Raw genomic sequence first — 24,310 nt, 5'->3', positions numbered from 1 at the left:
CCTCCCTCCCCCCCCCCCCCCCCCCCCCCCCCCCCCCCCCCCCCCCCCCCCCCCCCCCCCCCCCCCCCCCCCCCCCCCCCCCGCGCCCTTGTTGTTTAACTCAAGCTTGTTTGGTGCCGACTCTAGAGCCGGCCCTAGGGCAGGCTAAGGCGCGACGGCGGCGCCCACCGTTGGGTGAGCGTCGCCGTCGAACGTTTAGTTGACCTGGTTGATGATGGTCTCGGCGACCTCACGCATGCTCAGGCGACGGTCCATGGAGGTCTTCTGGATCCACCGGAAGGCCTCAGGCTCAGTGAGACCCATCTTGGTGGTCAGGAGGCTCTTGGCGCGCTCCACAAGCTTGCGGGTGGCGAACTGCTCCTGGAGATCGGAAACCTCGTCTTCCAGCGCCTTGATCTCCTCGTGGCGGGACAGGGCAATCTCCAGGGCGGGGAGAAGGTCTGCGGGGGTGAAGGGCTTGACCACGTAGGCCATGGCGCCGGCGTCGCGGGCACGCTCCACCAGTTCCTTCTGGCTGAAGGCGGTCAGCAGGACCACGGGGGCAATGCGGGCCTTGACGATGATCTCCGCCGCCGTGATGCCGTCCATCACGGGCATTTTGACGTCCATGAGGACAAGGTCGGGCTTGAGTTCCTTGGCGAGCTCCACTGCCTTCTCACCGTTGTCGGCCTCGCCGACCACGTCGTAGCCTTCACCGCGAAGGATTTCCATGATGTCCAGACGGATCAGGGTCTCATCCTCGGCAACAATGACGCGGCGTGCGGGGGTGGTGGGCTTGGCTGCCGGCTGTTCGGACACAAAAAACTCCTAAGAAGAGGTGAGTTACACCACATTGAGCAAAAAATGACCCCGAAGGGGGCCTTGGTTCTACAAAACAGCCTATCTCCATGTAGAGTTGTTGCGCGCACTGGTTCGGAAGCGATTCCAGAACCCGGACGTGATCTTCGTAACAGTGTTCGTATGGACGCTTTTGCTAAGGCCCAAGTGGCGGAACGGCAGACGCGCTGCACTCAAAATGCAGTATCGAAAGGTGTGTGGGTTCGAATCCCACCTTGGGCACACTTGTTCGAATTATGACCTCCTGGAAACAGGGGGTCATAATTCGTTTCCGGCCCGTTGGTCGAGCATCGAGACCCGGCTCGATGCTCCGATTTCACACTTTCGACTCTGAATCAGGGCCGCAAATGTCTGTGCGGAGGGTAAGGCGGGCCATTACAGGGATATTGTTGCACGGTGATAAAAGTGAACAATCTATTGCGGATGGAGGTCACTGAATCTTGATTAGGCCCGACTTGGTTTTTCACATGCCTACCTCCCATAGGGCAAGATTGAATAGTGTCCACAACGAACAGGCAACAAAGAAGAATCGTGATCTATTGGCTGATCCCGGTATCCCTCATTTCAATGGTTGTCGGCGCCTACCTTGCGATCTGTCTTGCTACAGCGAATTTGGCCGGATTGGGTCAATGGCTACGTGACTTCGCCCAGAGTCCAGGTGCCGCAGCATTCGCCGCGCTAGCTGCCGCTGTGATCGCGTTCAACGGCATCTCCAGACAGGTTTCGGTCTCGCGGCAATCACTTGCACACCAAAGAGAATCTTCAATGGCTGGTGCGTGGTGGGACATGTTCGAGTGGGCCTCCGATCGGGCAATTCCTTCTCGTTCCGACTACCAGCCGCTTCCGAAAAGCGTCTCGATCCGGACTCTCCAGCGTCTAGCTGATGACGCAACGTCAGATATCCAAGCGGCGGCGTGCGCTGGTGTCATCGACATTCTGACTAAGCGAATTGATTCTGCCAGTGCCGAACCAGACTACGGCGACAACCAGCCTGCGCAGGCCGGAAATGATGAATCTACATTTGAAGCCCTTGCTTCCTACGTTGAGTCCAATCGTGGAACACCAGCCGCCTCCGCCGTTGCAGAGGCGGCGGTTTACGAAAACGAGGTACTCAAAGCACTCATCGGCCTGTCATGGGACGATCCCACCGTAAAGATCTTTCCGAACCCGCCCTCCGCGCCCGATCCAGGTTTCGATGCAACTGCCGAGGTCAATGGCCGGAGAGTCGTCATCGAAATCAAAGCGCCTCGCAGCGCCGAACGACTGCGCAATATGGCGCTTCATACCATCAGTCGATTTCGCACACGGGGCACTGGGACCGATGCGTATCTGCTCATTACTCCGTTTCCGTCACCGTTGGGGCCAGATCGAGAGAGCGAGTTGCACGCTGTCGCGACTCAATGGCGTACCCCTAGAGACACGGCGTCACTTCTAGAGGCACTTCGGCGTGCGAGCACGCTATGACGGATGTGCCTCATTACGGGAGGAGGAGCGTCGTGCGATACACAGCCGAGCTCGACTAAAACACGGATTGAGCACAGACACGTGAGTTACTAAAGATTGATTTCAAGATGTATCTTCGAATTGTGGAAGGAGTTCTTGACACGAGAAACCTGACGGGAATGGATAGATTCTCAAGATGAATCCATGCTCACCCTATGGTTCCGTCAAGCCCTTGACGAAAAACATTGGGGCACCCCCAATCAGCATAGAAACCGCGTCAGGCCGTGGTGAAAAGTGACTCTCTCGGGCAAAAGATGCCCATAGGTGCCTCGTCTCTGGCACTGCAAAATCTAGGTGCGTGGGTCAGTAGTCGGGAACGGCAATGACCTGGTTGGTCCTTAAAACGCCGGTGGATGAGCCGGGATTCCGTGCCGGTGCTGGGATAATTGGGGGTATGGATACTTCTTCTTCCCAGCCGTCCGATGGTCTTTTTGATGCTGGGCTGATCGAGCGGGTGGAGGCCCCGGCAGATGGCCGGATCGATCTGAACGGTGGGCAGCGGAAGCGGTTCAAGGATTTTGAACCCGATGCGGTGATGTTGGTGCCGCCGTCTTTGGAGGAGTGGCTGCCTGAGGGGCATCTGGCCCGGTTCATTGCCGAGTTGGTGGAGAACGAACTGGATTTGGATCGGTTCTATAAGTCGTATGTGAAGGCGAAGGGTCAGCCTCCGTATGATCCGCGGTTGATGTTGCGGGTCCTGCTCTACGGGTACTGCACCGGGGTCCGTTCCTCCCGTGCGATTGAGCGGGCCTGTACCGACATGGTCTCGTTCAGGTGGTTGTCGGCGCAGCAGGCCCCGGACTTCCGCTCCATCGGACGCTTCCGCGAACGCCACCTGGCCGCTTTCGCGAACGTGTTTTTGCAGGCGCTGGAACTGTGCCAGGCCGCGGGGATGGTGAAGCTGGGGAAGGTTGCCCTGGACGGGACGAAGGTACGGGCCAACGCTTCCAAACACAAGGCGATGTCCTACGCCCGCATGACCGAGAAGCAGAAGGTTTTGGCCCAGGAAATCAGTGAGCTGATGGAGGAAGCCAAGACCATCGATGCCAATGAAGACGCGAAGTTCGGGCCGGGCAAGCGCGGGGATGAGCTGCCGGTGGAACTGGCCAACCGACAGGCGCGGGCTGCAGCGATGGCCATCGCCCGGGCCTCCATCGAGGCCGAAGCTGCGGCGAAGGCACGCACCGAAGCCGAGTCGAAAGCAGCCAACCGCGGGAACGATGATGATGACATCACCACTGCCGGGAACAAGGCCGCTGCAGAGGCGGTGCCCAAGCCCACGGCGCAACGGAACTTCACCGATCCAGATGCGCGGATCATGAAGCGCGCCGACGGCTCGTTTTCCTACAACTACAACGGCCAAGCCGCCGTTGACGCATACCGGCAGGTCATTGTCGCCGCGGAGATGAGCCAGGGCGCCAACGACTACGGGCAACTGGCCCCGATGGTCGCCCAAACCCGCCAGAACCTGGGGCAAATGCCCAAACAGTGGTTGGCAGATACCGGGTACTGCTCGAAAGCGAACCTCGAACACACCCGGGACATGGAACTAGAACATGGCACGGAGTTCTTCATTTCCACCGGGCGTATGAAGCACTCGGCCCCGATCCCTGAATCGCCGCGGGGCCGGATCCCGGCCAACACGACCGTGGTGGGGCGGATGGCCCGAAAACTGAAAACCAAGCCCGGGAAGAAAGCCTACGCCCGACGCAAAGTCATCGTGGAACCAGTCTTCGGACAGATCCACACCCGGCAAGGCAAGCATTTGCTGCTCCGCGGACTGGAGAAAGCACAGCTTGAGTGGAAACTGCTCGCTGCCTGCCACAACCTCATGAAACTACGCAGCTACCGGGCAGAACCGGCAACATAACGGCAAGGGCGTGGCGGGTCCCGCGCTGCAGCAGGCCCCACACCGCCCCGGGAGGATCCATAACGGGGATCCAAGCCCTTTTCATCACTCCCGGCCGGCAGTTGGACCAAAACGCTCAAATCCAACAAAAATTCCCGCCGACACCAACCCACCCTTCAAAACGCTACTGACCCACACACCTAGCGGCGGTCTTCCGTGTCCGCCTCCGGGCTCGTCGGCACTGCATCCGAGACGAGCTCATCGCTTAGGTCAAGCGCGTTCATGTAGGCATCGATATCGGCGGCGGCCACGGTTCCTACCTTCTGCAAGCGGCTGAAGAGCCTGAAGAGAAAGAACATCAGCGTCATGTCTGGTTCGCTGTACTCCAGCTCATTGGCTACATTCTCGTCTGTCCGGTTGAATGCAACGCCACGTAGGGCGCATCCGATATCGACCCGGCGGGTTCCGCTTAGTCCTAGTACGGCGGTCACGGCAGCTTTGCCCTCGAGATTGGCCCAGCCGCTCCGGGTGGTGAGGAGTCCGCCGAGGATTGGAATCGGCGGTTTAGGATCGTATGTTCCTCCCGCGTGCGGGATGTGAACAGTTGTACGGTTCAGCTCACGGACGCTAGCGATTTTGTTCCCGGCGTACTTCAGGAACTCCTTGTTCATCTCTTGCTTCACTTCGAACACTGCGTACACGGCCTCCGCCGGTACGAACAGGTCCCCATTCGCTGTCTTAGCAAGTAGCGGGGTGTACTGAGCGTCATAGATGAGAAGATCGATCTGGTCGCTGATTCCTCCCTGCGCATCCATGACCTGCCCCTTCGCGATGCCGTACCGGGCGGGCAGGAACTCTCGAAAGACCCGCGCCCAGTTCGCTTCGGAGTCGTCACCAATCGTCGTCCCGTGCCCGGTGAGGTCTGGCACGATCTCCAACGCGGCCAGCAGGTGGTTCTGTTTGCTCAGGAATGCTGATCGCAGCCTGTTGTCATCCGTCATTGCTGATTCCTTCCACATGAACATTGAGTGTTGCCATGTCCCCTGCTGGGTCCACATTGAGGGCATGGCCGATCCAGCCTCGGGTGCCCATTGCCAATATCAGTAGGGCGATGTCGTGGCCTCCGGCTTTGGCAAGTCGGCCAGAGGCATTGATATCAGTTGTGCTTGGGCCGATCGGCAGTGGATGGGTGTGCCACTCTCCGAGGTAGCCAAGGAGGCCGCTACCGTCCGCGCGGATGCCGGAATCGAGAATGCGTTCTGCAACAGCGGAATCTCGACGGTATCGGATTCGAGTAGCGCGCGGGTCAGGCACCACGCGCGCTTCAGTGACGTGTGGCCCGAGTTCGGTGTAGTAACCGAGCAGCAAGCCACCAATTTCGCGGGGAAGTTCCTGTGTGCCTGCGGCTCGCAGTATGCGCCATGCGGCGTCAGTGATTGTGAGTGTCCTGGTCATGGGGAAACGGAGAACAGCTCACGTGACTCGCCCGCCGGGGGCACTGACTCGCCTGCAAGCATTCTAATCGCGAAGCGGGCACCCATCGCCGCGGTCTCTACAACTGCGGTTGGTGGCGTAGGACTAACAGGGTCGCCGCAGCCCGCCTCCCACTCGGTAGCTGCGAAGGGTTGAACAATGCTCTCTGCGATGGGATCGGCACCATCCATCGGTGGGCATATATCCACACGACCTACTTGGCCATGCCCGACCACTGCGACGTGCAGAAAAGTGCGGCCGGTGACATCTGCGGCAGCAAGCAAGAGTTGCCATGTGAGCCGATCTCCCGTGCAATCGACTACTAGATCTTGGTGACGCAAGAGCTGAACAGCCTCGCTCAGACCTCGGACAGACAAGGAGGTCTTAATCGGGTATTCCGGGGTTCGCTGGCTAGCCGTGTCTTTGACGGCGCTTGTCTTTGGAGCTCCAATGAATGCGGGAGAAGCTGCATGACGTGTGAGATTTCCGGGAAGAAGGAAGTCGGAGTCGTGGACTGTGAGGTCTGTCAAGCCACTGCGATGGAGAAGGTCGGCCAGATAGGAGCCTATGCTCCCCGCGCCAACGACTGAAACTTTCCGATCTGCGAGTGCTGCGGCATGCCACCCGGCGCGTCTCTGCTGTGCTTGCCGGCGCTCGGCCACGGGGAAGCACCTGCGGATACCGGTCTCTTTTCCAAACTCTAGCCAGAAGCCAATGAAGCCTGCTGACTCGTCACGCGTGTATCGAGCCACGAACAGAACGGGCCGCCCCGCCTCTAGCAGCGCGGAGATCAACGGCCCGTTCACCCCTGCTTCCTCCGCCAACTGTGCGGTGAAGATGAACGGCTTAGTGATTCTGCCCAGGTCAATGGCGATAGCGTTCAGGAATTTGTTCGATAGGTTCTGTCTAACTGACCTTGCTCCCTTTTTCTTCTTATTGCGTAAGGGTGCAGGCATAGCAGGAGCAGGGAGCTGAGCGCTCGCGACGGTCAGCAAACCGTTCTCGTCTGGTGGAGTGGCCCGAAACCAGCCTCCCTCAATCTGCTCCCATTCATCGATAACTAGAATGGGCGCGAACAGATGGTCGTCACGAATCTCAAGCCATAAGTTGTTATACGCTTCCAGATCAAGCTGCGGCATGTCATCGACCCAGCCAGCTTCAGCATGAGAAATCCACTCCTCGATCCGTTTAACGAGCCCGTCGCCATCGAGCCAAGGCTGACTTCCCAGGGAATGGGAGTTCCATAGGCATAGAGCCCCGTCCGGCATCTGGTGCCAATCGATTTGATCCAGTCTTTGTGGGAGGACGACACGGGGAGCCTCAAATGGAAAGTTGGGTCCAAGAGTAAGGACCGCAGGTTCGTGATCCTTGCCAACTGTTCCAGTCCACTCCCATTCGTCGGGTGAATCCCCGCACTTAACTGTTCGGAACTTGGCCCGGTTCAGCGCTTCATCGACGCCTCGAATCGCCGCTTCGACATAGGCGTCCGTCGTATGGTTCATCCGAATGTGGGTGACTCTCCGCTAGGCAAGCTTCGGTGCCCGGCGGACACGGCTACGGGAACTTCGAACACATCGTCACCGTCACTGTTTTGACCGAGCAAGCGTTTGAATGTCTGAGCGGCATCTTGATCGTTGGTGGATTTCAAGGCTTCACGCGCGTCGACCGCTGCCTGCCCCCATTCATCGGCGATTGCGTCCAGTTCTTGTTGGGTTGCCCTGATGTGTAACTCTTGGTCCGGGATTGCCGGGTTCATCAGCCGGGCAACGTCGTCCGCATGGTCGCGCAGAATAGGTGCCATGGCCTCCAAGGCAACCGTGTAGTACTCCGCAGTTGAGCGTGGTGACTGATCCGAGTCGCCGTCGGGGATACCCTCGAACGCCTGGTAGGCAGCTACCTCCACGAAGAATCCACCCGGTTTCGCATCACTGCGCAATGCCCGACGGGTCTGGCGCAGGAGTTTGACGACCGGCACATACTTCTCATTATGTGCTTGATTACGCGCGGTGCTGAGTTCACTGAACTTGACAGGATGAGTTTTCTCCCACCCACCGTCACGATCTGGGATCTCCCAGTCATCATCCGCGCACCGAGCCGGCACCACGTCCACATGCATATCGAAGTCAGGAAAGTCCACCTTCACCGAGCGGTCGTTCTTCGTAACCCGATCGCCATACTCAACCGCGAGCAGGCCGACAAACTTCTCCAGAAGATCCTGCGGGTCATGATCGTCTGGCAGGTTCGGTAACTCGCAGAGCACGTCCACGTCTTTGACCCGACGGATCGACACCTCACGCCTGTACGAGCCAATGAGCACCGAATGGAGGCCCCACTCCATAAGATCGGCATCGTCGTGTAGAACCTCGCGCACTTCGGCGTGAGCATCGGCAGCGTGGTCGGCGTCCTCCCCAGGCTCGATCTTCGAGAGCGCGTCTTGGAACTGCTTAGTGAGGATCGACATACCGTTTCCCTTTTCTACATTGAAAACACGGGCTTGCTTCGTTGATTCCATCATAGATTGCGCCCTTCAAGTTTGTGAGACGCTTCAGGACCGTCACCAAGCCGTTGACCACCCCCGTTTTTGAGTCATTCGGCAACGATTGGCGATAGAAGAGTTCGCGCTTGCAGAGGTTGAAATAGGCTTCGATGTTGCCGAACGAGTTGGAGGTAACGTCAATGGATCCAGGACAATTCGTGCGGATGCACAGGGCAGCCGTCATCGAGTAGTTGGTCAGAGTGTCAGCTTAGCGTCGCTCCATGACCATGACCGTGACCATGACCATGACCGTAACCGTAACCTGCTTGCCGCAGACAGTGGTCATAGCGAGAACGGTATTTGCCCCACCACCGAACGTCTGGCAAGACGAACCAGATACGGAACAAGATCCGCAACCTCAAATTCTGGCGGGCGTTACATCGGACGCTTTGGCGTTAGTCGCGGCCTTCTAGGCGGTCGGCGTCGGCAACGTTGCACCGAGCCCTGATTGGCGCAAGATTGGGCACGGTAGTAGGGCAACGCCTGCCGAAACTTGTATTGTCACGGAAACTTGTATTGTCACGGCGCTGACGCCTCAGCAGCTCGCAACTATAGGCGACAATTGATCGGGCTGAAATTGCCTAGAGTGGTCGTATGACCGCTACAGCCCTAGATTCTAGAATCAGTCTTGCCACGTCGATGCATGCCCAACCCGGTGTTTATGCCCTTCTCGTGGGCTCGGGGACGTCCACCGGAACTGGCATGCCCACCGGGTATGGAGTAATCTAATCGCTGGTGCGGCAGGCCGCTGCGGCATCTTCGGATCCATTGGGTGATGGACAGACGGTCGAGGCATGGTGGAGTCGCAACGGAGACGGTCATGAGCTTGGCTACTCCAACTTGTTGGAGCAGCTGGCACCTAACCCCGCCGCTAGAAGCGCATTGCTTAGTGAATTCTTCGAGGCCACCGAGGACGATAGGCAAGCCGGTCTCAAGGTTCCAGGACAGACTCACATGAGTATCGCCCAACTTGTGCAGAAGGGCCTGGTAAAAGTCATCACCACCACGAACTTTGATCGTCTTTTGGAGCAGGCACTGTCTGCCTTCGGAATTGTTCCGCAGGTTATCGTTTCTGAGGCGGCAGTCCGAGGTATGAAACCGCTGGTCCACTCTGCATGCACCGTTGTGAAACTTCACGGTGACTACAAGAGTTTAGAGCAGCGAAACACCCTAACCGAGCTGAGTAGCTATGGTGATGAAATGCAACGGCTCATCGACCAGATATTCGATGAATACGGGCTGATCATCAACGGCTGGTCAGGAATCTGGGACAAAGCCCTCGTGGAAACTTTAAGGGGAAGAAGGTCGAGACGATACCCACTTTTCTGGTCATCGTATGGTCCTTTGGGTGAAGCCGGCCAAGAGCTCGCCGAAAGGCACAATGCAGTCGTCCTTGAGCGAGCTACTGCCGACCAGTTCTTTACCGACCTCCTTTCACGATTGGAGTCTCTTGAGAAGCTGGCTTGCAGTCGCTCTCAGAGGCTATGGCAGTGGCGAGACTCAAGAAACTCCTTCCTTACCGAGAAAGCCACATCGAGATCCGTGACCTTCTTGAAGTTGAACTCGGGAGGATCATCACTGTTTTAGGCGAACGTTCGCAAGTTGTTGTGCCGTATGACGGTTCAGAAACCGTGAATGGCCCACGAGACTTCGACGCCGAATGTGCGCGACTTCTCGCAGAGTCGAGATTGCTAATGAAGCTCATGGCCACAGGCGTCATGCTTGATAGAGACAAGTTGCACACCGACTTGTGGGTCTGGGTCATTGAAAAGCTTCTCAGTGCTCGTCCGCAGATCACAGGGTCGTTTAACCAGCATTGGGTGAACCTCAATCATTACCCCGCGCTGTTGGTGGTCCGCACCGCGGCAATTGCGGCAGTTGTCTTCAAACGTGAGGATATTTTTCTGCGGCTTGCCACCGAGCCAAAATGGAAGGAGCCCTACTCCCAGGAAGTTCCATTGCCGGCGTTCGCTGCGCTCGACGGGTTTAAAGTTTTGGACTATGACGTCGCCCGGACACTTCCTCGTTGGAATGGAAACAACCGAGCCCTGTACCCCCTCAGCATTCTCATTGAAGACGATATTCGCGACATCATTCAGCCCTTGGTAGATGATCAGCGGAATTACCGCGATGCTTTCTGTCGGACCGAGTATCGGCTTGGATTACTCTACGGCCTGAAACCTGTCACGTGGCACGAAGCCACACCCGGGTTGTACTGGAGCCGCGACACAAATTGGAACAGGGAGGGAGGACTGACATGGGAGGCCGATGTCCGCGCGAACGTGGACAGGCAAATTTGGGGTTGGGACGTTGTAGAGCAGGGTGCGCAGGATCCATTTAACAGTACGATCATCGAGCTAACTGAAAAAATCAAGGCTACACGAATGACTTATTAGCCCAGATTTTGCATGATGCTGCGGCAGTTGGCTCGGCAGGAGGTTGATTGCCGATCGGGCTGATTTCACGGTTTTTGGGTGTGCCGATGTGGCCTGTTGTCGCTGGGTGGGCGTCGGTTTCCACGTGTTCCGAAGTGTTGTTCTTTCTGGTGGTTGGGGCCGGTCCTGGGTTTTCAGGACGGTAGGGGTAGCCGTTTTCGGCGCTGCGGGGCGAGGTCCTGGATGGCTGTCAGGAGCGTGGTGATCGTGCCAGTCTCCGGTGCCGTCTCGGAAATCAACAGCCAGGTTTTCCTTGCCCGGGTGATGAGTTTCCCTGCTGTCGCGAAAACCCTGTATCGCCACCGTTTCACATCCCAGCCCCTGGCTTCGTGGCCGGCGGGGAGCATGGAGAGTTGCAGCCACGAAACAAGGTTCATGGCCAAAGTCGCGATGCTCGCCCATGCCTGGTTGGCATAAAAATCAAAGAACGGCAGCTTGCCCAGCCCCATGTTCTTCAGCGTCTTGATGCGGTTCTCACACCTACCCCGTCCCCGATGGCGAACATCGAGAGTAGGTCCGTGCCAGCGTGGGGAGTTCGTCAGAAACGCGGTCACCCGGTGCCCGTCGGGATCCAACAAGGTCCCCTGCGCACCAGGATGCAGGGGCTCAGCACGCAGGTACAGGTTCGTGCCCTGAGGGTAGTCCGTGAGTCCCAGAACGTCGGTGGCGTTTACGACCCACGCGTCCGTGCGTTCCTCCCCGGCCTGGTTCAGGGCCGGCTGCCAATACTTCTTCTCGTTGATCCACGCCACCATGCGGGTCTTCATCACCGGCACCGGGTAGGAGACACTGAACTGCACCCCCAAGGAGGCCAGGTAGCGCAGGAATTTCCGGGAGGCTCCGGCACTATCGGTGCGCACCAGCACCTTCTCCCCGATCAGCTGCCCGTCCTGGTCGTAAAAGCTATCGGGGAGTTGGCCGATGGCTTGAGTGAAGATCTTGATGTGGTCATCGGCACTGTTCGCCCCGGCATTGCCAGGACGCAGCAACGTGGCCAGGACCTCGCCGCCGCCATGGCCGGCACCGTAATCAACACTGGCAACAAACGGTGCGAACCCGTAGCCCCCTTTGTAGTTTCCAACGGCTTGTTCCTTGTCACTGTGCGAGGTGACGAGGGTGGCATCCAAGTCTAGGATGAGCGGGTCCAGTGCCGTGGCCGTCAGGGCCGGGTTGCGGTCACCGGCAGCCTCCCACACCCGCGAACGCAACTCACGGGCCATGGTGGCGAAGCCATAATCAAAGACGTCCGGGGCTGCTGCGGCTTGTTGAAAGAACCGCGACATTGTCGCGTTCGAGGCGACCTTCCCGAACACCCCGGCACTGCTGCGCAGCATATCCAGATCAGAAACATGTTCCCCGCCGCCGGCGAGCATCACCGCCACGGAACCCACAATCCCGCCGGGCCGGTGCCTGGCACCAGCAGGGACGAACTGACTCAAACGCTCCTCGCACAAGTCCCGGAACCCCAAGACATCAACGAAGGATGTCACCACGTTCAACCCTGCATGGGAGATCAAAGCTTGGCCCGTCGTGGCAACAGGAAGGGAGGGGAAAATTCCGGTATTCTTGGACATCAGAAAGGTGCTTCTTTCAGCCGGTACTAAAGTGCGTCAACAACACTATTTTCCCAGCTCAGAAGCACCTTTCGCTGCTTAAACACACCCGCAAAGCGCCGCCCTCATGAAATCTCCGGGCTAGTCGAGACCCGGCTATTCCACTGAGGAAGCCATCTTATGCAGCGCCCTGTTATATGGACGCCGATTTAGCTGTTTGTTATTGGCGGCTCCCTTGCTGAATGCGTTGGGGGAGTTTTCCCCTTCACCCTATTCATGGTCCGTGGGGGGGCGATTACTACATGACTTGGGGTGTCTTCCTTCTCAGTAGACGGAAGCTGACCCAACACCGGTGGGCGACAGATGGTCGAAATTGATGCGAGCGACCGTCTGCCATGCCCTGATCCTCACTCACGCCCGCTTGGGACTAGCTGAGATGTAGCCGCTTCAACTTCTGAGAGGATCTCTTGTATGACTACATCGCAGGAACCGACGCGTGAGCTTCGACGATTGGCGACTCGAATCGAACACGGCCTAGGACGATACGCTGCCGAGCGCGGGAATTGGGCAACCACTTCCAAATGGGAGGCACTGCGCTACGGATGGTCGCTCAGTAATCTGGCCCTCCGACGTGCTGAGTCAACAGTTACGCTCGCGAAGACCGATATGGTGTTGGCTCCTTCAGCCTGGGTCACGGCGCGCGCTGCTACTGAGGCCGCCGCTCGGTGTCTGTGGCTCCTTCAACCTGAAGACGAGTGGCAGCGAGAGGCGCGATGGCTCGCGCTCCTGCATGAGGGCGCCCGCCTTGGCAATCGGCCGGAAACGAAATGTACTCCCACTCTCGTCGCGAAGTCTAAGACGATCGAGGAGTTCGCGGAAGCTGTCGCTGCCAAGCTTCCCGAAGGCGTGTCAATCCCGAGGATGGACCCGATTCAGCACATCCTGGCCGCGGAAGGCGAAGGCCTGGCCCTTTTCTATGTCATGGCCTCTCAGTACACCCACGCGACGGAACTTGCTACAAGTTCCTGGCGTGCGAATCTGGGTATCGACGCGGTCTACGGCGAGTATATCGGGGGAGGGACTGGCTGCAGCCCGTGTGGATGGCGTATCTGTCTTTCCGGATAACCGCCTTGCGGTTGATTCAGCTCAAAGGCGACGGCCCAAGTGCAACTCTCGAGCTCGCCGATCACCAGGCCGTCGAGGCGCGCGACGCGTTTGCGGCTTCGCTCTAGATATAGGATGCCTCGCAATGAGGGGCGAGACGCCATGGTGTCGCAGTCAAAGGAGCACCCTTTTCGACCGGCACCGGCACCATCGAACGATAAGATCGTATGGTGGCCGTGCTAACGATATTGGACACGCGCTGAATGGTCTCAGCGAAACATTTGCTGCTGGAATTTGGGGGACAACGACGTGTGGATCACCGGTGGCGTGAATTTGCCGCAAGCCGTTCTTGACGAGCAGGCTGCAGGGCGACTGGTGCTGTTCGTTGGCGCTGGTGCTTCAGTCGATCGTCCGTCCGGGCTGCCGCTCTTCGACAAGCTAGCAAGTCAATTGGCGGAAATGGCACGAGTGCCGTTCGACAAGGATGCTGCGATCGACTTCTTTCTGGGATCAATGCCGGAGGGATTTGACACTCATCGGCATGCGCGCGATATCGTCACCCGCGCCGACTCAGCCCCCAACGCAACGCACGCAGCACTTGTCCGAGTCGCTTCTTCCCATGGGCAGTTGAGGATCGTAACGACGAATTTCGATGACCACCTATCGACGGCGGCAACTGCCGATGGCATCACCGTATCTGATACTTGGGTTGGACCGGCACTTCCACTCGGAGGAGACTTCACGGGAATTGTCCACCTTCACGGGTCCGTGCTTCGCGAACCTCAAGAGCTTGTTCTTGATGACCGTGACTTCGGGAGGGCATACCTCACGAATGCATGGGCGACTCGCTTCCTCTTACCTATGTTTCAAGGGTTTACCGTGTTGTTTGTCGGGTATAGCCATGATGATCCGATCATGCGCTACCTCGCACTTGGCCTCCCATCAGGAACGCCGCGTTATGCCTTCACAACGGTGGACGAAGCAAAGATCAGTAAATGGGTTCGGCTCGGAATACAAACTATCGGCTACCCCGTCAAAGGCCACGATCACAGTGCACTAGTAGCAGCACTGGAGGCGTGGAATCTCCGCGCGCGCATGGGACAGACTGACCACCACGCTCGGATCGTCGAAGTAGTTAAGGGCGGGCCGTCGCTTACTCCGGTGGACCACGACTATCTTGTCAGCCAGTTGAACACGGCAAGCGGTGCTCGCGAATTCGTCCGGGCTGTAAATGCCGCTGAATCGGCCCAGCAAGTCGAATGGCTCCTTTGGATAGAGGACTTACCCGAATTCAAAGTGATCTTCAATGGACAAAACGGAAATGCCACGGCTAACGTCCTTGGGAGCTGGTTCTGCCAGAGTTTCATAGCTGTACCTGAACTTCATGGTGCTGCGTTGCAGACAGTGCAACGATTGGGGCAGTCGCTTGGTAAAGAACTCTTTCGTGACGCCTGTTGGGCTGCCGGCGAACTTTTCAAAGCGGATGGTGACGCTGGCAGACGATGGAAAGTGCTGCTTGCAACCTCGGTCTATGGTCACTCCGCGCCGGTTGCCTCGGAGTCACTTCTTCCTTACGAACCCGCTGAGCGCCCTGAGGACACGACGGTACTGCGGGCCGTTCTCAGGCCTTATCTCGTACTTCAACGCCGATGGAACTTTGGAGGCGCCGAGGAACTGACACCGATCCCTGAAGCAGAGGTGCACTGGACCACGGGCGAGGGAAGCCTAACCGGGCACGTCTTGAAAGCCGTCGAGTTCTCTGCACCTGGCGATTCGATGCTCGGAACATTACTGGAAGGCTCTCTCAATGAGGCCTATGAACTGCTCGAGGCCTACCATGGCCAACGAACCTGGGATCCTTTGAGCTCTAGGCGTTCGGCCATCGAACCACACGAGCAGGACGAGTTTCGTGACCCTGTAGATGCGGTTATCGATGGACTGCGGGAGTACGGCGCCAAGAATAGGCTTGCACGGCCCGACCTGCCTGAACGATGGTGGTCACTGGATCGAGTTCTCTTCAAACGACTCGCCTTACACCTGGTAGCACTTGACACTTCCCGGTCGCCCGACGAAAAGATCTCATGGTTGCTGGAGCGAGCGGCACTCTATGAGTATGACCTCAAACACGAGGTTTACGGAGTCCTTAAAGTGGCGGCAGAAACAGCCACTAGCGATGCTCGTGACAGCTTACTGAAGGCGGCGCAGGCCGGGCCGGCCCTCTCCGAAGCCCTTCCAGATTTCGATCGGCACTTTGACTACTCGACTTACAACTTACTTGTGTGGTTGACCCAGGTAGCTCCAGAGTGGGCAGAAGCTGTCGCAGCGAAAGAAGAGGTGCAGTCCGCCAATACTGACTTTGCCCCACGGGACAACCCTGACTTCGATATGTGGTCGTCAAGCGGAACCTGGGGAGGAAAGCTACCGATGGAACCCGAAGCGTTCATTGCATCTATTGAAGACGACGTTTCGGCTGCTATGGACGACCTGCTTTCCAAGGATTACTCGGAACGGAAGTTCGGCGAACCTGAATGGAGGGACGCTCTTTCCCTTGTGAATCAGGTTGTTGAGTCACGTCCGGAAATTGGTGAAAGTATCTGGTCATTCATTGATGGACGGGTGGAACTTGGGGCCCAGACAAAAGATCTTCGCGGAGCAGTCATCGAAGGCTGGGCAAAAGCTCCTGCGGATGGGATTGGAGACTCCATCGTTGCCCGAGTTGCGACACAGATACCAAGTATTGAATCGGCGCGGTCAATCAGCCGCTTCCTTTTGGAGCAGGCGCGCAAGCGAATCGAAAGTGTTGAAGTTCCAGCTAATGTCGCAATGCGGCGCATGGCTCTCGATCTCTGGACAGCTCATGGACAGTCGTTCACTCACTATGCTGAATTCGACCCCAATTCGTCCGCAGCACTCTATCTCAATTGCTGGCCAGGCGATCTCGCCCAATACTGGTTGGTCGAAGTAGATCGACGGTGGCGAAAGGATCGTGACAACTGGTCCGGCCTTAGCCTAGAAGAACACGAAGCACTGAACCAGCTACTCGACGGGCCGCCGCACGCACTCCACGCGACGCAACCTGCATTGGCCAGCCAATTGTTCTTCTTATTTGGGGCGGACCCTGTCTTTGCGACCGAACGTGTGATCCCACTATTTGGCGAAGAAGAAACAGCCGCGCTGGTTTGGAACTCCTACCTATACGGCCCTCGATACAACGACAAGATGCTAGAAGCTGGCATGTTAGACGCCACGATCGAGGAGTGGAAGCGGCTAAGCGAATTGAGCGGCGGTACACACCAGAATCAATTTTTCTCCCTAGTCACTTCAATCATATCTTTTGCCGGTATTACCCCGGAGTCGAGGCAAAAAATGCTCGATGAAAGCGTGCTTGCCGCCGGTGGTGAGTTTGAAGCGGAGTTTGCCCAGGCTGTTGTACGTTTCATCCGCGCGGATGCAAAAGTCGGCTCCAAATTGTGGAACACGTGGCTTCGCGACCACCTAAGTGCGCGCATGAATGGAGTACCACGAACCCTAGCCAATGAGGTCTTTATTTGTTGGGTGGAAATCGTTCCATATCTCGGCGACGAGATTCCAGAGGCGACTAAGCTGCTTGCCAATAGAGGCATCGGCCTTGGTTTACGGCCCGTCCAACGGGACATTCCAGAAAGCGCACTGTCTGCTCACGCTGAAATTCTCGCACTGCACTATGCAGAACGAATACGAAACTCGGCACCGAGTCACTACGTTGTCACTCACCAAGTGAAGAAACTGATAGGTATTCTGCGGAGCAAACTTGGCGATGACGGAGTGGAAGTCCTCATTCAAGCGGCAACTGAGAGAGGAATCATCAGCAGTAGCGGTGAGTGAGGGTCCGACCAAGATTTGGTTGACACCTGGTCAGAGCAATGGCGCCTCCGCGTTTCTTGAGTTCAGAACACGTTCTGAGTTAGAGTTAGTGCATGAGCACACTAACCCCATCCCGAACGACTTTTCAGTCATCTGAGCTGAGTCGTGCATCTGCCGATGTGTTTGCAGCTGCGGTGGATCACCCCGTTCGGGTCACCCGCCGTGACGGTGAGGCGCTGGTGCTGATGTCGGAGAGTGCAGATCAGGCCCGCGCCTCGCTGTTGGAACTTGCCGCTCAGCTTGTTGCCGTGTCGACGAGCACGGATGGAAGCCTGGCATCTCGCATGAGCGACCGCTTCCCGTGGATGCTTGCTCTGGCCCAAGCTGACCAGGAAGCCTGCGCGAACGATATTTTGACTGCCGCTCGGGCCTCCTTCGCAACGAACCAGCCTCACTTGGCCATTGCGGAACTCACGTCGTGGCGTGAAACTGCGACTGCAATCGCGGCGGGTCTTGGCCAGGAGCCTGTGGAATGGCTCGATGACTCTGAAACTGTCGAGCGCCCCTAGAGCATGGCAAAATCCGAAAAGGTTGAGCGGCCGACCAAGAGGAGCGAATACGAGCTTCGGTTCGCATCTGTTCAGGCGAAGCGTGGCTGGACCGATCTGAAAGCTACGACCAGGAACTCCTTGGCTGATGCTTGGGACTTTCTGACCAGAACGCCTCAGTCCACAACACCCGCCAACTACCGCCTACGAGGTGATCTGGGTGTTGTGACCCGAGATGGTTCCACCCATGAGCGATGGCAGCACAAACCAACCCTCAAGGGTGACGCGCGCATCTGGTTCTACGTTAAGGATCACGTGGTCTATCTCGAGCAGGTCCATACGAGTCACCCCAATGAGACTAAATAGCGCCGGCGGCAGTATGAGTGCGGCGCCGCCGACGAGTTTGATGTCGCCATGTATGCCACGGGCGGCCAGCCTGTTGGCGAGTTCATGGAGGAGGGCCAGGATCTGTTCGCCGGTGAGTTCTCCGGCGCTCATGCTGTGGCCAAACTGCGTTCACGGATGAAGACGTTCAAAGCAGCGAGCTCGTGCGGTGTTTCAGACTGGGTGAGTTGCTTCATGGGTTCGCGGATGCTCCGGTAGGACTCGGCCGGCATCCATGCCTCTTTGAGGGGTTGGATGCGTCTGGTCCAAGTTGGAGTTGGTTGGTCGAGGCGGTGTGCGGTGTAGTTGGTGATTCCCGCCAGAGCGGCAGACCATTGTGGATCTTTGAGCTGTGGGCTGCGTTGGAGGAGTGGCCGGCCGGCTTTTAGGGACGCGCTGGCGTAGTCGGCGAGCATCTTGATGGCGAATTCAAAGTCCTTCCGGGCAAGGAGGTCCGTGAAGGTAGCTGCGTAGTCGCGCCGTTCCGGATCATGGTCGCTGCCGCGGGGGATAGGGGTGTTGGTGGATAGAGATAGACCCAGCGAAGCTAGGACTGCCATGGTTTTCCCAAGTTCGGCGCGCTCGTGGCCAGATTCAAGATCAATGAGGAATTTCCGTGAGACGCCGGCCGCGTCAGCCAACGCCTGTTGCGTCCATCCTTGTTCCATCCGTTGGGCGCGGATCAATGCTCCGGCCGCGGCGGGTGTGTCGATGTTGCTATGAAATGTTATGGCGTCATCCCTTCCGCAATCCATCATGTCACCGAACGGTGACAATGTTGCTCGTTGACAATGTCAACACGTTTCCTGTCGGACTGCCGGACTGCGTCGTACTTCCGCAGGAACTCGCTACTTCCCTTTGTTTACGCGGGCTAAAGTCTTGTTCGAATCCCACCTTGGGCACGCTTGACCCCCTGTTTACAGGGAGTTTCGTGTTTAAGCGTTCCCACCGAGTTCCCAGACTGTTCCCCTGAGGGGCAATGTTGTGCAGCATCCTGGGTCCCCGACGCTGCTTTAGCTGTAGGCCATTTCAGCCGGTGTGGACATTGCTACCCTGAGCGGAAAGCAGACGACGCCGGTGCCGCGTGAACTGAGCATCGAGGATATTCAGGCGACGATAGCCGACTTCCGCCACGCCGCCGCCTCGGACATAGCTGCCGGTGCCGACGGTGTGGAGATTCGCGGTACAAACGGGTACCTGCTGCACCAGTTCCTTTCCCCGGACGCGAACCATCGTACCGATGCCTATGGTGGATCGATCGAGAACCGCTCCCGCTTTGTCACTGAGGCTGCCCGTGCTGTGGCGCAGGAGATCGACGCCGACCGTTTCGGCATCCGCCAGTCCCCGTCAATGCCGTTGGGTGGGATCTATGAAGGAGAGGTTGCCGATGTCCGGGCGCAGTATCGTCACCTGGCCGGTGAGTTGGCTGGTCTGAATTTGGCCTATCTGCACCTGCACCATGTGGATGACGTTGAGGTGTTGCAGTCCTTCCGTGCGCTATGGCCGACGGCGGTGCTGGTGGTCCGCTATGGCCGCACCCGCGAGCAGATGGCCGCTGACATCGACGCCGGCTTTGCCGATATTGCTCCTGTGGGTCGGATGGCACTGGCCAACCCCGACGTCGTCGAGCTTCTGCGTGCCCGGACACCGATGAACGAGTTGGACCCTGTCACGATCTATGGTGGCGGCGAATCCAGATACACCGATTACCCCGTCTTGGCGAACGCCTAATATCCCTCGAACCCCAAGAAGTAGGAATATCCATGCCCTCACTTAAGGGAGCACTTGTCTTGGTCACCGGAGCCAGTGGTGGCATCGGCACTCATTTTGTGCATCAAGCCCTTGCCCGTGGCGCGGCCAGGGTCTATGCCTCCGCTCGCAACCCTCGTGCTTGGGATGACGAGCGGATTGTGCCGCTGACCTTGGACGTCACCGATTCGGCGTCGATTCAGGCCGCGGTTGAGGGGGCAGGGGACGTGACGGTGTTGACCAGCAACGCCGGAGCCTCCACGCCCACGCCCGGGATTCTGAGCCACACGGACGACGAAATCCGGGCCAACGTTGAAACGAACTTTCTTGGCCCGCGCATTCGCACCGATCCTCTCGGGCAAGACCGGAGCTGTAATCATCGATATCCACTCGGCGCTGAGCTGGTATGTCGTGGCTGGGATATACAGTGCCACGAAGGCGGCCCTGTGGTCGGCAACGAACTCCCCGCGCTTGGAGCTAGCGCTGGCCGGCGTTCACGTGGTGGGAGTCCACGGTGCCAGCGGCCCTTCGAATCGTCGGCCGCTGAATTGTCCGCACCGCTGCCCTTCGCGGAGACGCCAACCCAAACCTGACAATCGGCCTCGAGCAGTTGCAACGCTTGGCCGGCTGCAGACGCGACGAAGCCGTGACTGCGGTACGTCACAGCTCGGCAATGATGAGTTTCTTCATGTCGAGCATCCGAGCAAAGGCCCCCGGGTGCTGCATGAGCTCGCCCATATTCTGCGGCACGATTTGCCAGCTCACGCCGTAGCGGTCCACCAACCAGCCACATTGTTCGGCCTCGGGCACGCTGGAAAGTGCCTCCCACAACCGATCGATCTCGTCCTGATCTGCGCAGGAAATTTCCAGTGACAGCCCTGGTGTAAACGTGAAATCGTGATCCGTGCCGCCATCCATGCCGGAGAACCACTGTCCGGCAAGTTGGAATTCGGCGAACATGATGCCGTTTGCTTCGTCCGGGTGGGGCATGACCATGCCCGTGCCTGAATCCGGGAGAAGCCCAGTGTAGAGATCGATTGCCTGCCGTGCCTGGGCGACGGGTCCGGTGAAGAGGAACTGTGGAATCACCAGCGGCCGCCGGTCTCCCGCTGGGTCGCTCAACATCAGCTGCCAGTTCACCCCGAAGCGGTCCTCGACCCAGCCGTAGAGCTTGCTGAACGGATATTCGCCTAACTCCATGCGCACCTGGCCGCCTTCTGCGAAGGCATCCCAAATGCTCTGGATGCGGGCGCGTGCCTCATCCTCGCCACCGTCGAACAGGAGCGGATCCATGTTCAGGATGAACGAGATGGCAGGTGTTGGGCGGAACTCATTTCCGGCATTGATAAGGCGGATCTGGTAACCGCTGACCGTCACATCCACGACGAGCGCTTGCCCAGCAAAATCACGTTGGAAGTCCAGCAAGCCTTCTGTCGGATAGTTCACGGTTGTCTCGGCTGACGTCTGCGGAAGCACCGCAGAGTAGAACTCTCCGACCTCCAACGCGTTGCCTTGACACCATACGTTGGGCACGATTCGTTGCATGATTCCTCCTCGAAGTGACTCATTTCAGCATGCCACGGCCGTCCATGGCCTTCAATAGAGATGCGGTCCGTAATGCGCACGAGATCCCTTTGTTTGCAAGGGCTATAGTTTGGTTCGAATCCCACCTTGGGCACGATGTCTGCCTTCGCGACCATCACCGCGTTCTCCACCCCACCCTTGGAAGCAGGATCTTCTGGCTGGCACGTCAACACGGTCAAGAATTCTTCATAGTAACCACAGACCAGGCTCAGGAGTCGAGGGCCGGTGCACGCGGACGTTCCGGGCCGGTTATTTCGAATTCAATTCAGCCAGTGTGGTCTTGGTCGTTCGCTCACACCCGGTGAACCCCAGTGCAAGGAGCTTCTCATGCACGACGTCGCCGCGGATCTTCCCGCAGGACTGCTCGACCCAGGAGACCATCTGCGGCAGGAACGGTTCGGTCATCCGGCCCCGCTGCCGGGCCACCGGCGCCTGCGCGCCTTACTGACGGGCCTCCGCGGACTCGCGAAGACAGATCAACAATTTAGGTCTCCAATTTATTGGCAGTAGCCGCCAGCGTAGCGGAATGCCATTGCACCGATGGGAGCAGGCGCCAGCATCACGCACTTGCCCCGCGCGTTTGCAACGGCCGCTTGGGCTGAAATCGGGACCGCCGAGATGGAACAGGCCGCGAGGCCGATCGGAAGACCCTCTGCGATTTTCCGCAGACCGTGAGGACGCCACCAGTGTCTGGAGCGAGGCTGGTATCGGATCTGTTGAAGCGTACGACAGGGAACGACTGTTCGGGCTGAACTGCGGATCAGTAACAATCGGGTAATCGGACGCGGCTGAGGGTGAAACGCTTTGGATAAGGCGTCCACTTTCGACCGAGTAACTCGACGCTACATTGCAGTGCTATCGACTTGTTAGCTTCTGTACGTCTGGATTGAGACCGCGGAGGCGCGGCAGTAGTAGCTGGCGCTGCCGTACTCCATATCGGCCTTGGAACGTTTTGCGGTCCCGCTTGTTGTGTTCGAATGGATATCCTCGCAGTCACCAATCATCCTTTGCTCGGAATACCCCTCGATCCGAGGTTTATGACGAAATGTGTTGTCCACTTGACTAGTTTCGTGAAATAGCCTTGGCGATCACATGACGGCTTGCCATACTCCAACGTGTGATTGATTTTTATTCAATCACAGGTATTTTCACTCAAAAACTTGCATAGGGGAGTTTCATGAAACGACGTTTACTAGCAGCAGGATTGGCGTTGGGCCTGGCCGGAACTGCCGCGGTGGCTGTTCCAATGGCCGTAGCAGCACCATCCCCGGCCCTCGACACGACTCAGAGCCAGCATCACGGCCACTCCCACGGCAAGTCCTCCCGTCCGTTCCCCGGGGCGGTAAATAGCGCCGAGGCGCTGGCGAAGGGAAATACCTTCCTGGCCAAAGGCGCCGCAGTATCCGGCATTCCGGTTGAAAAACTAAAAGCCGAACTGAAAGAAGATGATTCCCTGTGGCTGAACAAGGTCGGTTCCCCCTTGTACGTCGAGCCGGCAGCCTCCTCCGAAGAACTCGCCCAGGCCCAGGCCCAGCTCCAGGCCCCCGCCGCAGCCGCCCCGGATCCAGCACAGGCCTTCAACCTCAGCTCCAGCCCGGGCTCAGCCCGGATCATTTTCATCGACTTTGACGGCGCCCAGACCACAGGAACACAGTGGAACACAGACTACGGGCAACAAATCATCCAATCCCAGCCCTACGACTCCGACGGTGACCCAGCAACCTTCAGCGTCACTGAACGCCAACAGATCGTAGATACCTGGCAGCGGGTTGTTGAAGACTATTCCGCATTCAACGTCAACGTCACGACCATCGACCCAGGGACAGCGGCGCTGAACCGGACCACTGCGGCGGACCTCAACTTCGGATCGCACCTGGTGGTGTCGCCCTCCAACCATACCGGCCAAGCGATCGGCGGCATAGCTTACGTCGGCACCTTCGATGCGGCGAACAACGGCTACAACCAGCCCGCCTTTGTGTTCACCACCGGGGTCGGCAACACCGGAAAGAACATCGCCGAAGCCGGATCACACGAAGTCGGCCACAACCTCGGGCTCAGCCACGACGGAACCTCAGCCACAAACTACTACACGGGCCACGCAGCGTGGGCTCCCATCATGGGAGTCGGTTACAACCGCCCCGTATCGCAGTGGAGCAAAGGCGAGTACGCGGGCGCAAACCAGAAGCAAGACGACTACGCAGTCATGCAGCAAAACGGCATAGCACTGAAGCCCTCAACACACGGGACATCCCGGGCAACCGCTACTGCACTAACTCCCCAAGGACCGGCCGTTGCCGGAACCATCACCACCCCCGCAGACGCCGCGTACTACAAAGTCACCCTCATCGCAGGCAGCCACAAAATCTCAGCCACACCTGCCGCCGTCGGAGCCAACCTCGACATCAAAATCTCCGTCCTAAATTCCGCAGGTGCCCTGATCGCATCCGCCGATCCCGCAACCCAATACCTCACCTCGTCAAACGCATCAGGACTCGACGCCGAAATCACCCGCAACTATACAGCAGGCACCTACTACATCAAGCTCGAAGGAACCGGACTCGGAAACCCACTCACCACCGGCTACACCGACTACGGCAGCATCGGAAACTTCTCAGTTACGGCTTCCTAAGAACCTGAAACAAGCCTGAGGGCAGAACCGAGGGACGATTCGACAGGGCCTGCCGAATCGTCCCTCGAAACAACACAGCCAAAGCACCGCAGGCTCTTCCGTCAACCTTCCTGATCCACCTACCCGCCTCGCGCCATATGGAGTATCTGGGGTTGAGCAGGAACTGAACAGCCGTTGGCGCTAAGCCATTTCTTTCGCTGGGCTTTGAAGGGGTAAACACCGGTAAAGTAGTTCACCTGCAAGGTGCTCCTGAAACTGTGTAGAAAATGCTGTGTAGTAACTA

General features: G+C 58.1%; 19 protein-coding genes and 1 tRNA gene. 11 read left to right on the top strand and 9 right to left on the bottom strand.

Going from position 1 to position 24,310, the window contains the following annotated elements; genetic code table 11:
• Positions 1 to 195: 195 nt before the first annotated feature.
• The gene (locus ACX80E_RS03525; protein ID WP_459300524.1) at positions 196 to 711 is read right to left on the bottom strand and encodes an ANTAR domain-containing response regulator; all 516 of its coding nucleotides are present in this window, start codon (positions 709 to 711) and stop codon (positions 196 to 198) included.
• Between the two features lie 267 nt (positions 712 to 978).
• On the opposite strand from ACX80E_RS03525, the gene ACX80E_RS03520 reads away from it, so the two are divergent.
• From ACX80E_RS03520 to ACX80E_RS03510, 3 genes are all read left to right on the top strand, one after another.
• Positions 979 to 1,059 (top strand) — tRNA-Leu (locus ACX80E_RS03520).
• Positions 1,060 to 1,368: 309 nt separating this feature from the next.
• Positions 1,369 to 2,301 (top strand): hypothetical protein, encoded by a 933-nt coding sequence (locus ACX80E_RS03515; RefSeq protein ID WP_459300519.1) that lies wholly within the window; start codon positions 1,369 to 1,371, stop codon positions 2,299 to 2,301.
• A gap of 574 nt (positions 2,302 to 2,875) precedes the next feature.
• The gene (locus tag ACX80E_RS03510; RefSeq protein WP_459300522.1) at positions 2,876 to 4,210 is read left to right on the top strand and encodes an IS1182 family transposase; all 1,335 of its coding nucleotides are present in this window, start codon (positions 2,876 to 2,878) and stop codon (positions 4,208 to 4,210) included.
• Between the two features lie 179 nt (positions 4,211 to 4,389).
• Here the strand turns inward: ACX80E_RS03510 and ACX80E_RS03505 are convergent, their stop codons facing one another.
• The 4 genes from ACX80E_RS03505 to ACX80E_RS03490 are packed head-to-tail and all read right to left on the bottom strand — an operon-like array spanning position 4,390 to position 8,177.
• Positions 4,390 to 5,190, bottom strand: a complete 801-nt coding sequence (locus ACX80E_RS03505; protein ID WP_459300518.1) for a DUF6602 domain-containing protein — start codon at positions 5,188 to 5,190, stop codon at positions 4,390 to 4,392.
• Entirely contained in the window at positions 5,180 to 5,644 is a 465-nt protein-coding gene (locus ACX80E_RS03500; protein WP_459300517.1) for a M67 family metallopeptidase, read from the bottom strand. The genes ACX80E_RS03505 and ACX80E_RS03500 overlap by 11 nt, the downstream gene beginning before the upstream one ends.
• Entirely contained in the window at positions 5,641 to 7,164 is a 1,524-nt protein-coding gene (locus tag ACX80E_RS03495) for a ThiF family adenylyltransferase (protein WP_459300516.1), read from the bottom strand. The genes ACX80E_RS03500 and ACX80E_RS03495 overlap by 4 nt, the downstream gene beginning before the upstream one ends.
• Positions 7,161 to 8,177: an SMODS domain-containing nucleotidyltransferase gene (locus tag ACX80E_RS03490; protein WP_459300515.1), complete on the bottom strand. Its 1,017-nt coding sequence runs from the start codon at positions 8,175 to 8,177 to the stop codon at positions 7,161 to 7,163. The genes ACX80E_RS03495 and ACX80E_RS03490 overlap by 4 nt, the downstream gene beginning before the upstream one ends.
• A 242-nt stretch (positions 8,178 to 8,419) precedes the next feature.
• On the opposite strand from ACX80E_RS03490, the gene ACX80E_RS03485 reads away from it, so the two are divergent.
• The 3 genes from ACX80E_RS03485 to ACX80E_RS03475 all read left to right on the top strand — a co-directional run bounded on the left by ACX80E_RS03485 (position 8,420) and on the right by ACX80E_RS03475 (position 10,594).
• Positions 8,420 to 8,611, top strand: a complete 192-nt coding sequence (locus tag ACX80E_RS03485; protein WP_459300514.1) for a hypothetical protein — start codon at positions 8,420 to 8,422, stop codon at positions 8,609 to 8,611.
• 541 nt (positions 8,612 to 9,152) lie between these two features.
• Positions 9,153 to 9,785, top strand: a complete 633-nt coding sequence (locus ACX80E_RS03480) for an SIR2 family protein (protein WP_459300513.1) — start codon at positions 9,153 to 9,155, stop codon at positions 9,783 to 9,785.
• On the top strand, positions 9,689 to 10,594 hold the full coding sequence (locus tag ACX80E_RS03475) for a hypothetical protein (protein WP_459300512.1): 906 nt from the start codon (positions 9,689 to 9,691) through the stop codon (positions 10,592 to 10,594). Before ACX80E_RS03480 ends, ACX80E_RS03475 begins: the two co-directional genes overlap by 97 nt.
• A 173-nt stretch (positions 10,595 to 10,767) precedes the next feature.
• On the opposite strand, the gene ACX80E_RS03470 is transcribed toward ACX80E_RS03475, so the two are convergent.
• Positions 10,768 to 12,207 carry an IS1380 family transposase gene (locus ACX80E_RS03470; protein WP_459300511.1) on the bottom strand — a complete coding sequence of 480 codons (1,440 nt, stop codon included), beginning with the start codon at positions 12,205 to 12,207 and terminating at the stop codon, positions 10,768 to 10,770.
• A gap of 1,392 nt (positions 12,208 to 13,599) precedes the next feature.
• On the opposite strand from ACX80E_RS03470, the gene ACX80E_RS03465 reads away from it, so the two are divergent.
• Both ACX80E_RS03465 and ACX80E_RS03460 read left to right on the top strand, forming a co-directional pair.
• The gene (locus ACX80E_RS03465) at positions 13,600 to 17,154 is read left to right on the top strand and encodes an SIR2 family protein (protein WP_459300510.1); all 3,555 of its coding nucleotides are present in this window, start codon (positions 13,600 to 13,602) and stop codon (positions 17,152 to 17,154) included.
• 92 nt (positions 17,155 to 17,246) lie between these two features.
• Positions 17,247 to 17,702, top strand: a complete 456-nt coding sequence (locus ACX80E_RS03460) for a prevent-host-death protein (RefSeq protein WP_459300509.1) — start codon at positions 17,247 to 17,249, stop codon at positions 17,700 to 17,702.
• Positions 17,703 to 17,885: 183 nt separating this feature from the next.
• On the opposite strand, the gene ACX80E_RS03455 is transcribed toward ACX80E_RS03460, so the two are convergent.
• Together ACX80E_RS03455 and ACX80E_RS03450 are read right to left on the bottom strand one after the other, a co-directional pair.
• The gene (locus ACX80E_RS03455) at positions 17,886 to 18,179 is read right to left on the bottom strand and encodes a hypothetical protein (RefSeq protein ID WP_459300508.1); all 294 of its coding nucleotides are present in this window, start codon (positions 18,177 to 18,179) and stop codon (positions 17,886 to 17,888) included.
• Positions 18,176 to 18,823 carry a helix-turn-helix transcriptional regulator gene (locus ACX80E_RS03450; RefSeq protein WP_459300507.1) on the bottom strand — a complete coding sequence of 216 codons (648 nt, stop codon included), beginning with the start codon at positions 18,821 to 18,823 and terminating at the stop codon, positions 18,176 to 18,178. Before ACX80E_RS03450 ends, ACX80E_RS03455 begins: the two co-directional genes overlap by 4 nt.
• 280 nt (positions 18,824 to 19,103) lie before the next feature.
• Between ACX80E_RS03450 and ACX80E_RS03445 the strand changes: the two genes are divergently transcribed.
• Positions 19,104 to 19,796, top strand: coding sequence for an oxidoreductase (locus tag ACX80E_RS03445; protein ID WP_459300506.1), 693 nt, complete (start codon positions 19,104 to 19,106; stop codon positions 19,794 to 19,796).
• Between the two features lie 32 nt (positions 19,797 to 19,828).
• Positions 19,829 to 20,407 carry an SDR family NAD(P)-dependent oxidoreductase gene (locus ACX80E_RS03440; protein ID WP_459300505.1) on the top strand — a complete coding sequence of 193 codons (579 nt, stop codon included), beginning with the start codon at positions 19,829 to 19,831 and terminating at the stop codon, positions 20,405 to 20,407.
• 67 nt (positions 20,408 to 20,474) lie between these two features.
• Here the strand turns inward: ACX80E_RS03440 and ACX80E_RS03435 are convergent, their stop codons facing one another.
• Positions 20,475 to 21,359, bottom strand: coding sequence for a VOC family protein (locus ACX80E_RS03435; RefSeq protein WP_459300504.1), 885 nt, complete (start codon positions 21,357 to 21,359; stop codon positions 20,475 to 20,477).
• Positions 21,360 to 22,575: 1,216 nt separating this feature from the next.
• On the opposite strand from ACX80E_RS03435, the gene ACX80E_RS03430 reads away from it, so the two are divergent.
• Positions 22,576 to 24,027, top strand: a complete 1,452-nt coding sequence (locus ACX80E_RS03430; protein ID WP_459300503.1) for a zinc-dependent metalloprotease family protein — start codon at positions 22,576 to 22,578, stop codon at positions 24,025 to 24,027.
• Positions 24,028 to 24,310 lie beyond the last annotated feature (283 nt).

The sequence above is a fragment of the Arthrobacter sp. TMN-49 genome (assembly GCF_054511095.1).
This window is presented reverse-complemented; position numbering and strand designations above follow the sequence as displayed.

What these genes read in the sequence shown, in the direction of transcription:
- ACX80E_RS03525 (WP_459300524.1), bottom strand. Translation starts at nt 711, where the DNA reads ATGGAAATCCTTCGCGGTGAAGGCTACGACGTGGTCGGCGAGGCCGAC.
- ACX80E_RS03510 (WP_459300522.1), top strand. Translation starts at nt 2,876, where the DNA reads ATGTTGGTGCCGCCGTCTTTGGAGGAGTGGCTGCCTGAGGGGCATCTG.
- ACX80E_RS03505 (WP_459300518.1), bottom strand. Translation starts at nt 5,190, where the DNA reads ATGACGGATGACAACAGGCTGCGATCAGCATTCCTGAGCAAACAGAAC.
- ACX80E_RS03500 (WP_459300517.1), bottom strand. Translation starts at nt 5,644, where the DNA reads ATGACCAGGACACTCACAATCACTGACGCCGCATGGCGCATACTGCGA.
- ACX80E_RS03495 (WP_459300516.1), bottom strand. Translation starts at nt 7,164, where the DNA reads ATGAACCATACGACGGACGCCTATGTCGAAGCGGCGATTCGAGGCGTC.
- ACX80E_RS03490 (WP_459300515.1), bottom strand. Translation starts at nt 8,177, where the DNA reads ATGATGGAATCAACGAAGCAAGCCCGTGTTTTCAATGTAGAAAAGGGA.
- ACX80E_RS03485 (WP_459300514.1), top strand. Translation starts at nt 8,420, where the DNA reads ATGACCATGACCGTGACCATGACCATGACCGTAACCGTAACCTGCTTG.
- ACX80E_RS03480 (WP_459300513.1), top strand. Translation starts at nt 9,153, where the DNA reads ATGAGTATCGCCCAACTTGTGCAGAAGGGCCTGGTAAAAGTCATCACC.
- ACX80E_RS03470 (WP_459300511.1), bottom strand. Translation starts at nt 12,207, where the DNA reads ATGTCCAAGAATACCGGAATTTTCCCCTCCCTTCCTGTTGCCACGACG.
- ACX80E_RS03460 (WP_459300509.1), top strand. Translation starts at nt 17,247, where the DNA reads ATGAGCACACTAACCCCATCCCGAACGACTTTTCAGTCATCTGAGCTG.
- ACX80E_RS03455 (WP_459300508.1), bottom strand. Translation starts at nt 18,179, where the DNA reads ATGAGCGCCGGAGAACTCACCGGCGAACAGATCCTGGCCCTCCTCCAT.
- ACX80E_RS03450 (WP_459300507.1), bottom strand. Translation starts at nt 18,823, where the DNA reads ATGATGGATTGCGGAAGGGATGACGCCATAACATTTCATAGCAACATC.
- ACX80E_RS03440 (WP_459300505.1), top strand. Translation starts at nt 19,829, where the DNA reads ATGCCCTCACTTAAGGGAGCACTTGTCTTGGTCACCGGAGCCAGTGGT.
- ACX80E_RS03435 (WP_459300504.1), bottom strand. Translation starts at nt 21,359, where the DNA reads ATGCAACGAATCGTGCCCAACGTATGGTGTCAAGGCAACGCGTTGGAG.
- ACX80E_RS03430 (WP_459300503.1), top strand. Translation starts at nt 22,576, where the DNA reads ATGAAACGACGTTTACTAGCAGCAGGATTGGCGTTGGGCCTGGCCGGA.